Origin of the sequence: Nonomuraea cypriaca (assembly GCF_015645445.1) — a bacterium.
GTDB lineage: Bacteria > Actinomycetota > Actinomycetes > Streptosporangiales > Streptosporangiaceae > Nonomuraea > Nonomuraea cypriaca.
Window position 1 is genome coordinate 36,914 of record NZ_JADOGI010000067.1, and the last position, 8,347, is coordinate 45,260.

An 8,347-nucleotide genomic window follows, 5' to 3' on the forward strand; every position below is an offset into this window, starting at 1 on the left:
CACATGCACATCCTCGCCACCGAGGGGCTGACCAAACGCTTCCCCACCGTCACCGCGGTCGACGCGCTCACCGTCACCGTGGGTCCCGGAGTCACCGGCCTGGTAGGGGCGAACGGCGCGGGCAAGTCGACACTGATCAAGATGCTGCTCGGCCTGCTGCCGCCCTCCGGCGGCGCCGCCCGCGTGCTCGATCTGGACGTGACCGCGCAGGGCGCCGAGATCCGCAGGCTGGTCGGCTACATGCCGGAGCACGAATGCCTGCCCCCCGACGTCTCCGCCACCGAGCTGGTGGTCCACCTCGCCCAGATGTCCGGATTGCCGCGCACCGCCGCCCGCGAGCGCGCCGCCGACGTCCTGCGTCATGTCGGCCTGGCCGAAGAGCGCTACCGTGCCGTCGGGGGTTACTCCACCGGCATGAAACAGCGCGTCAAGCTGGCTCAGGCACTCGTACACGATCCCAAGCTGATCTTCCTGGACGAGCCCACCAACGGCCTCGACCCGCGCGGCCGCGACGAGATGCTGACGCTGATCAGGCGCATCGGCACCGAGTTCGGCATCAGCGTGCTGGTCACCTCCCATCTGCTCGGGGAGCTGGAGCGCATCTGCGACCACGTCATCGTCATCGACGGCGGGCGGCTGCTGCGCTCGTCCGCGATCGGCGAGTACACCCAGGCGACGCAGACCGTCACGGTCGAGGTCGACGAGGGCCTTGAGCCGCTGGCCGACCGCCTGACCGCCGACGGCCAGACCGTCTCGCAGCAGGGCCGCATGCTGGTGGTCAAGGTGCTGGGCCCCGAGACCTTCGACGCGATCCGGGACGCCACGGTCGACCTGGACCTCTGCCTGATCCGCCTCGAACAGGGACGTCACCGCATCGAGGACGTCTTCAGGGAGGAGGTCGCGGGTGTCTGAGATCTACGACATCGGCTACCGGCACTACGACGGCCCCCGGCTGGGCCGCGGTTACGCCGCCAGGGCGCTCGCCGTGCACAGCCTGCGCGGCATCTTCGGCCTCGGACGTACGGTACGCAGCAAGATCATGCCGTTCTCCCTGGCCGCCATCATGATCTTGCCGGCCGTCGTGAACATCGCCATGATGGCCCTGCTCCAGCAGCGCGGCATCGCCTACAGCGGCTTCGCGGTCGTCATGCAGGCCGTGGTGGCGATCTTCCTGGCCGCGCAGGCGCCCACGGTGGTCGCGCCCGACCTGCGCTACCGCGTGCTGCCGCTCTACCTCTCGCGTCCCATCTCCATCGCCGAGTACGTCGGCGCCAAGGTCGCCGCGATGACCGTGGCGCTGTTCCTGCTGGTCGCGGTGCCGCTCACGCTGACCTTCACCGGCGAGCTGGTGGTCGACATGCCCGGCGCGCCGGCCACCGGCGAATACCTCGGCTCGATCGTCATGGCGCTCGTGCTGGCGGTGCTGCTGTCGTCGTTCGGCCTGGCGCTGGCGTCGTTCACACCGCGGCGCGGGCTCGGCGTGGCGTCGGTGATCGTCGTCTACCTGCTGGCGTCCGCGTCGGTCCCGCTGATCTACGAGTCGATGCGCGCCACGGGCAACGAGTCAGGGGCCGCGTGGGCGTGGCTGGTGAACCCGTTCTGGCTGGTCGACTCCGTACAGTCCTGGTTGTTCGACACCCCGCCGCACTCCATCGACGGCGGCTACCCCAGCGGCCCCGGCTCGTTGGCGGTCCTGGTGGTGCTGATCGGCGTCGGCGTGGCCGCTCTGGCGCTGCGCTACAGGAAGGCGGCCGCGCGATGAAGATCGAGCTCTCGCAGGTGTCCCGCTGGTACGGCAACGTGGTGGCGGTCAACGACGTGACGATGACGATCGGCCCAGGCGTCACCGGGCTGCTCGGCCCCAACGGGGCGGGCAAGTCGACGCTCCTGCACATGATGGCCGGCTTCCTGGCCCCGTCGGGCGGCACGGTCACGATGGACGGCACACACGCCTGGAAGAACCACCATATTTACCGAAATATCGGCCTAGTTCCGGAACGGGAGGGTGTGTATGGGTTCCTGACGGGCTGGCAGTTCGTGCTCTCCGCCGCCAGGCTCCACAACCTGCCCGATCCCGTCGAGGCCGCCCGCAAGGCCCTGGCCACGGTGGAGATGGAGGAGCCGAAGGACCGCCGGGTGGAGACGTACTCGAAGGGCATGCGGCAGCGGGTCAAGGTGGCCGCCGCGCTCGTCCACGACCCGCCGGTGCTGCTGCTCGACGAGCCGTTCAACGGCATGGACCCCCGCCAGCGCCTCCACCTCATGGACCTGATCAAGGCCATGGGGACGGCGGGCAAGACGATCCTGTTCAGCTCGCACATCCTGGAGGAGGTCGAGCGGGTCGCCCAGCACATCGAGGTCCTGGTGTCGGGGCGGCACGCGGCGTCGGGCAACTTCCGCGAGATCCGCCGCCTGATGACCGATCGGCCCCACCTGTTCATGATCCGTTCCAGCGACGACAGGAAACTCGCCGCCGCCCTCGTCCGCGACCAGTCGACCGGCGGCATCACACTCCGCCCCGACGGGCTGGAGGTCCAGGCCACCGAGTTCCGCCGCTTCGCCCGCCTGCTCCCCCGGGTCGCGCGAACAGAGGGCGTACACCTGCACCAGGTCTCCCCCGCCGACGAAGACCTCGAAAGCGTCTTCTCCTACCTGATCACCAGGAGCACCTGATGAATCCGCGAGGGAGTGCCGTCGCCTGGAGCGGCGGGAGCGAAGCGACCACAGCGGAGGAAGGCGGCGGCGTGAGGCGACCGAGCCCGCCGAACGGAGTGAGGCAATGAACACTGTGGTCGCTGGGATCACTTACCGTGCCCTCCTGGGACGGCGACGGATCATCCTGCTTCTTTTGCTGCCGCTCGCCCTGATCGGCCTGGCGGTGTTGTTCCGTTTCGCCGGCGGCGGTGATCAGCGCTCGGCCGTGCTGCTGCTGCAGAACTTCGCCATCGGCACCATGCTGCCGCTGCTGGGCCTGATCGCGGGCACCGGCGTCATCGCGCCGGAGATCGACGACGGCACCATCCTCCACCTGATGTCCAAGCCGATCTCCCGCCCGGTCATCATCCAGACGAAGTTCCTGGTGGCGACGTCGCTGCTGGCCCTGTTCGCGGCCGTACCGACGTACGTGTCGGGCTGGCTCCTCATCGGCGACGAGTCAGGCATCGCGGCCGGCTTCGCCCTGGGCACGCTGGTCGCCGGCATCGCGTACGCCGCCGTCTTCCTGCTGCTCGGCGTCGTCACCCGGCACGCGGTCACGATCGGCATCATCTACGCCCTGGTCTGGGAGAGCCTGGTGGGCAACCTCATCCCGGGCGCCCGCAAGTTCTCCATCCAGCACTGGGGCCAGTCGATAGCCGACCAGATCAGCGACTCCCCCTTCTTCCAGTCGGACGTCACGCTCGGCTTCGCCATACCGGCCCTGCTCATCGTCACGGTCCTCGGCGTCTTCCTCGCGGGCCAGCGGCTACGAGCCTTCTCGCTGACCGGCGACGAATAACAGGAAAACCCTCGCGGGGGGTGAGACAGCGCACCCCCCGCGAGGGCCATCCAACGGGTACGGCACGCGCGGTGCCGTACCCGATCAAGAGACGCAGGCCGTGCGGACCACGTCCGCGAGGCGCCCGGCCACCAGGTTGGCGTGCTCCTCAGAAGCCGCCTCCACCATGACCCGGATCATCGGCTCGGTGCCGCTCGGCCTGATCAGGACCCGTCCCGTCTCCCCCAGTTCCGCCTCGGCCTCGGCCACGGCGGCGGCGAGCTCGGGCGCGGCGGCCTTGGCCTTGTCCACGCCCTTGACGTTGATCAGGACCTGCGGCAGCGGCGTCATCACCGCGGCCAGCTCCTTCAGCGGCACGCCCGACTTGGCCACCACGCCCAGCAGGTGGAGCGAGGTGAGCAGGCCGTCGCCGGTGGTGGCGTGGTCGAGCATGATGACGTGGCCGGACTGCTCACCGCCGAGGTTGTAGCCGTCGGACTTCATGCGTTCGAGCACGTAGCGGTCGCCGACCGAGGTCTCCACCACGGTGATGCCCGCCTCGCGCATCGCCAGCTTGAAGCCCAGGTTGGACATCACGGTCGCGACCACGGTGTCCTTGCACAGCAGGCCCTCGCCGTGCATGGCGGCGGCGAGGACGGCCATGATGTGGTCGCCGTCGATGATCGCGCCCGTGTGGTCGACCGCCAGGCAGCGGTCGGCGTCGCCGTCGTAGGCCACGCCCAGGTCGGCGCCCCGGGACACGACCACCTGCTGGAGCTTGTCCAGGTGAGTGGAGCCGTGGCCGGAGTTGATGTTGAGGCCGTCGGGCCTGGCGCCGATGGCCTCGACCCTGGCTCCCGCGCGCACCAGCGCCTCCGGGGCGACCATGTGGGCGGCCCCGTGCGCGCAGTCGACCACGATGCTGAGACCGTCGAGGGCGGCGCTCATCGTGGTCAGCACATGGGAGATGTATCGATCGGCCTCACCGTACGCGTCGCGCACGCGACCCACGCCAGAACCGACGGGGAAGCTCCACTGCTCGCCCAGCCGCCGCTCGATCTCGTCCTCGGCCGCGTCGGACAGCTTGAAGCCACCCTTGGCCAGGAACTTGATGCCGTTGTCCGGCGCCGCGTTGTGCGACGCGGACAGCATGACGCCGAGATCGGCGCCGAGCGCGGCCGTGAGGTGGGCGACGGCCGGGGTGGGCAGCACGCCGAGGCGCAGCACATCCACTCCGGACGCCGCGAGGCCGGCGACCACTGCGGCCTCGAGAAACTCTCCCGAGGCACGCGGGTCCCGGCCTACGACCGCTACCGGACGGCGTCCGGTAGCGGCGAACGCGCCTGCATCGCCGAGGACGTGAGCCGCCGCGACCGAAAGGTCCATGGCCAGCTCAGCCGTGAGGTCGCGACCGGCGACCCCGCGTACCCCGTCGGTGCCGAAAAGGCGCGCCAATTTAGCGCTTGCTGTACTGCGGAGCCTTGCGGGCCTTCTTGAGGCCGTACTTCTTCCGCTCCGTGGCGCGGGCGTCACGGGTGAGGAAGCCGGCCTTCTTCAGCGGTGGGCGGTTGACCTCGACGTCCAGGACCGCCAGGGCGCGGGACAGGCCCATGCGCAGAGCGCCTGCCTGGCCGGTCACGCCGCCGCCGTCGATGCGGGCGAGGACGTCGAACGCCTCCTCCGCACCGAGCACCACGAACGGCTCGTTGACGATCTGCTGGTGGACCTTGTTCGGGAAGTACGCGTCCAGCGAACGACCGTTGATCGTCCACTTGCCGGTCCCGGGGACGATGCGCACGCGGGCGATCGCCTCCTTACGGCGGCCGGTGCCGTACGAGTTGCCCGTGGTGACGGGCTTGCGCACGGGCGCGTCGGCGCTGGCGGCGGACTCGGTGGTGTACTCGGACGGGAAGTCCTCGCTGGAGGTCGTCTCCTCCAGCTCGGCCGTCTCGACGACCGTCTCGACACCTGTGGGCTCAGCCACGGTTCTCCTCTAACTCTTTCGGCGCCCCGACAGGGGCGCGAACAGGGGCTCAAATACCCCAACATGCCTGGGCTTTTGCTTTTGGGGGCATGCGGGGGCACCCCCCGCAGGACTACTGGGCGATCTGGGTGATCTGGAACGGCACCGGCTGCTGGGCCTGGTGCGGGTGCTCAGAACCCGCGTAGACCTTCAGCTTCCTGGCCATCTTCCGGCCGAGGGAGTTCTTCGGCAGCATGCCCTTGACGGCCTTCTCGACCGCCTTGTCGGGCCGCTTGTCCATGAGCTCGCCGTAGCTGATGGAACGCAGACCGCCCGGGTAGCCCGAGTGGCGGTAAGCCTTCTTCTGCTCGCGCTTGTTGCCAGTCAGCGCGATCTTGTCCGCGTTGATGACGATGACGAAGTCACCGGTGTCGACGTGGTTGGCGAAGATCGGCTTGTGCTTGCCGCGGAGCAGGGTCGCGACGTGGCTGGCCAGCCGGCCCAGCACGACATCGGTCGCGTCGATGACGTACCACTGACGCTGAACGTCGGCGGGCTTCGGTGAGTACGTGCGCACGGTCGTAGCCTTCTTTATGCTCGCGTCTTCGGCGCTGTCGGATGCGACAGCTACGTTTGTCGGTCGGTGCGGGCACACGACGGCCCGGACCTTCCGTCTCCTCAGCACGGGAGATGACGCCGGACGCGCCGCGCATTGGTCTCGCTGGACCTATGCACACAACGAACGATTAGGTTACCCGCCCTCAGGCGCGCAGGTCAAAAGACCGGTAACCCTGTGCGAGTCTACCCGACCGCAGAACGGTTCGGTTTCGTTTCCCTGGAACCCCTTCTTTCCCAAGACCAGACATCCCTATCGTTGGCTGCGGTATGTGGCAGAACTCTCACACCCGGCCAACCCAGCGGGGCGTTCGGCGCCGGAGTCACCTGGGTGTGTTGGCCTGCCTCATGGCGGTCCTGTTCACGGGCGTGCTGATCGGCCGGCTGAGCGACGACAGCGAGCCGGAGGGGCGCATCTATCTCAACGAGACCGCCCCGCCCGCGGCGGCCACCGCCAACCCCGCACCCAAAGCGGCGAAGAAGCCGCAACCACAGGCCGAACGGATCCCTCGCGAGATCACCACCAGGACCCTGCCGCGCGCCGGCACCACCCCCAAGCCCGCCAAGAAGATCCCGGACGGCCAGATCCCCGGCTTCGACGCGCAGGACGACCCCACCCGGGTGCACCTCGACGACCAGGAAGGCGTACGCGTGATCCCCGGCCTGGCCTCCAAGGTGGTCTCCCTGACGAACTCCGCCAGGTCCAGGCACGGCTGCGGGCCCCTCAGGGTCAACGGGGGGCTGACGCGCTCGGCTCGTACGCACTCGCTGGAGATGGCCAGAACCGGGCAACTCACGCACAACTCCCCCAACGGCGCGTCGCCGTGGGACCGGATGGAGCGCGCCGGATACCAGTGGGGCGAGGCGGAGAACATCGGCGCCGGCTACACCACCCCAGAAGAGGCCGTACGCGGGTGGCTGGACAGCCGCGACCAGCGCAGGAACATCCTGAACTGCCGGCTGAAGGCCATCGGCGTGGGCGTCGCCTCCGGTCCGAAGGGACCATGGTGGACACAGGACTTCGGAACCCAATAGGGAAACATCAACGGTAATGTCGCTCCATGGGTTTCCCCGAGGAACGTGATAACGGCACGGGCGGCAGCGCTCCCTACGGGATGGGACGCGCCCCCCAGGAGGCGGGCGGCGAGCCCGAGAAGACCGGCCGCGCTTCCCGCCGCTCCCGCAAGAACCGCGCCGACCCCGCCGACGCCGTCGCCGGCGGCCCCGCCACCGGTGGCCCCACCGCCGGCGGCCCCACCGCCGGCGGCCCCGAGAAGCCGCCGCAGAGCAGGATGGGCTGGAGCCCGTACGACGAGGGCGCGCGCTCGCGCGCTCCGCTGTGGTTCGCGATCGGCGGCGTCGCGGTGCTCGGCCTGCTCGGTGGCGGCCTCGCCCTGATGTGGAACGCCGACGGCCCCGACACCGCCCCGACCGCCGCGACCCGCCCGACGTCCGTACCGCTGCCGTCGGCCCCACCCGGCGAGTACGGCTTCGCCGCCGAACGCGCCACCGACCCCGATCCGATCACGGTCAAGGAGATCTTCGGCTCGAAGAAGAAGTTCTCGGTGTCGGGCCGGGCGTACGAGATGACGGTCACCAACAAGGCCAAGAAGTGCAACGACGGCGCCCTGGGCGACGCGCTGGAGAAGGCGCTCAAGTCCGGCAAGTGCAACCAACTCGTCCGTGCCAGCTTCCGCGACAAGGACGGCAAGGTGATCGGCACGGTCGGGGTGGCCAACCTCACGTCGAGCAAGAGCGCGAGCAAGGTGGCCAAGGCCGGCGACACGGACAACTACGTGAAGCCGCTGGCGGGTAAGGACAGTGTCACCAAACTTCTCGGCTCGGGCAGCGGAGGCGCCAGGATCTCGACGCACGGCCACTACGCGATCATGGTGTGGTTCCAGAACAAGGACGGCACGAAGCCCGACAGCAAGGGGTCGAAGCGGATTACCCAGGCCATCAAGGACATCACCTCGGCGACCGTGTTCAAGGCCCTGGACAACCGGTCGGTGACCGGCAGCCCGCTGTAGAAACCGGCTTTGGCTGTCTTAAGCCCCCAAACGGGAGGCCGGATGCTTCTGGGAACGCTCATACCGCCATAACGATCTCGCTACTCTCGCTACGCTCCCCCTATGCGTGGCCAGGAACCCGGGTCCGAGCACGAGCACAGAGCAGGATGGGCTGGAGCCCGTACGACGAGGGCGCGCGCTCGCGCGCTCCGCTGTGGTTCGCGATCGGCGGCGTCGCGGTGCTCGGCCTGCTCGGTGGCGGCCTCGCCCTGATGTGGAACGCCG

General features: G+C 69.0%; 9 protein-coding genes. 6 read left to right on the forward strand and 3 right to left on the reverse strand.

Translation table 11 applies throughout. The features are described 5' to 3' along the window. Window positions 1-3 precede the first annotated feature (3 nt). From ITP53_RS22700 to ITP53_RS22715, 4 genes are all read left to right on the forward strand, one after another. Complete coding sequence (locus ITP53_RS22700; RefSeq protein WP_195897433.1) at window positions 4-912, forward strand: ABC transporter ATP-binding protein; 909 nt, start codon at window positions 4-6, stop codon at window positions 910-912. Next, window positions 905-1,762: an ABC transporter permease gene (locus ITP53_RS22705; protein ID WP_195897434.1), complete on the forward strand. Its 858-nt coding sequence runs from the start codon at window positions 905-907 to the stop codon at window positions 1,760-1,762. The genes ITP53_RS22700 and ITP53_RS22705 overlap by 8 nt, the downstream gene beginning before the upstream one ends. Then, a complete protein-coding gene (locus ITP53_RS22710; RefSeq protein ID WP_195897435.1) occupies window positions 1,759-2,673 on the forward strand; it encodes an ABC transporter ATP-binding protein in 915 nt (304 codons plus the stop codon). The genes ITP53_RS22705 and ITP53_RS22710 overlap by 4 nt, the downstream gene beginning before the upstream one ends. A 106-nt stretch (window positions 2,674-2,779) precedes the next feature. Beyond that, the gene (locus tag ITP53_RS22715; RefSeq protein ID WP_195897436.1) at window positions 2,780-3,496 is read left to right on the forward strand and encodes an ABC transporter permease subunit; all 717 of its coding nucleotides are present in this window, start codon (window positions 2,780-2,782) and stop codon (window positions 3,494-3,496) included. An 84-nt stretch (window positions 3,497-3,580) separates the two neighbouring features. Here ITP53_RS22715 and glmM read toward each other — a convergent pair whose 3' ends face one another. The 3 genes from glmM to rplM all read right to left on the reverse strand — a co-directional run bounded on the left by glmM (window position 3,581) and on the right by rplM (window position 6,015). Continuing rightward, window positions 3,581-4,930 (reverse strand): phosphoglucosamine mutase, encoded by a 1,350-nt coding sequence (glmM, locus tag ITP53_RS22720; RefSeq protein WP_195897437.1) that lies wholly within the window; start codon window positions 4,928-4,930, stop codon window positions 3,581-3,583. A gap of 1 nt (window position 4,931) precedes the next feature. After that, complete coding sequence (gene rpsI, locus ITP53_RS22725; protein WP_195897438.1) at window positions 4,932-5,459, reverse strand: 30S ribosomal protein S9; 528 nt, start codon at window positions 5,457-5,459, stop codon at window positions 4,932-4,934. Between the two features lie 112 nt (window positions 5,460-5,571). Beyond that, a complete protein-coding gene (rplM, locus tag ITP53_RS22730) occupies window positions 5,572-6,015 on the reverse strand; it encodes a 50S ribosomal protein L13 (protein WP_195897439.1) in 444 nt (147 codons plus the stop codon). Window positions 6,016-6,401: 386 nt separating this feature from the next. On the opposite strand from rplM, the gene ITP53_RS22735 reads away from it, so the two are divergent. Together ITP53_RS22735 and ITP53_RS22740 are read left to right on the forward strand one after the other, a co-directional pair. Continuing rightward, entirely contained in the window at window positions 6,402-7,088 is a 687-nt protein-coding gene (locus tag ITP53_RS22735) for a CAP domain-containing protein (protein ID WP_195897440.1), read from the forward strand. A gap of 26 nt (window positions 7,089-7,114) precedes the next feature. Then, window positions 7,115-8,083 (forward strand): hypothetical protein, encoded by a 969-nt coding sequence (locus tag ITP53_RS22740; RefSeq protein ID WP_195897441.1) that lies wholly within the window; start codon window positions 7,115-7,117, stop codon window positions 8,081-8,083. The last annotated feature ends 264 nt before the right edge of the window (window positions 8,084-8,347 follow it).

Bases quoted from the DNA above. Each gene is read 5' to 3' on its own strand.
- ITP53_RS22715 (WP_195897436.1), top strand. From the start codon at position 2,780: ATGAACACTGTGGTCGCTGGGATCACTTACCGTGCCCTCCTGGGACGG.
- ITP53_RS22710 (WP_195897435.1), top strand. From the start codon at position 1,759: ATGAAGATCGAGCTCTCGCAGGTGTCCCGCTGGTACGGCAACGTGGTG.
- ITP53_RS22735 (WP_195897440.1), top strand. From the start codon at position 6,402: ATGGCGGTCCTGTTCACGGGCGTGCTGATCGGCCGGCTGAGCGACGAC.
- ITP53_RS22740 (WP_195897441.1), top strand. From the start codon at position 7,115: ATGGGTTTCCCCGAGGAACGTGATAACGGCACGGGCGGCAGCGCTCCC.
- ITP53_RS22700 (WP_195897433.1), top strand. From the start codon at position 4: ATGCACATCCTCGCCACCGAGGGGCTGACCAAACGCTTCCCCACCGTC.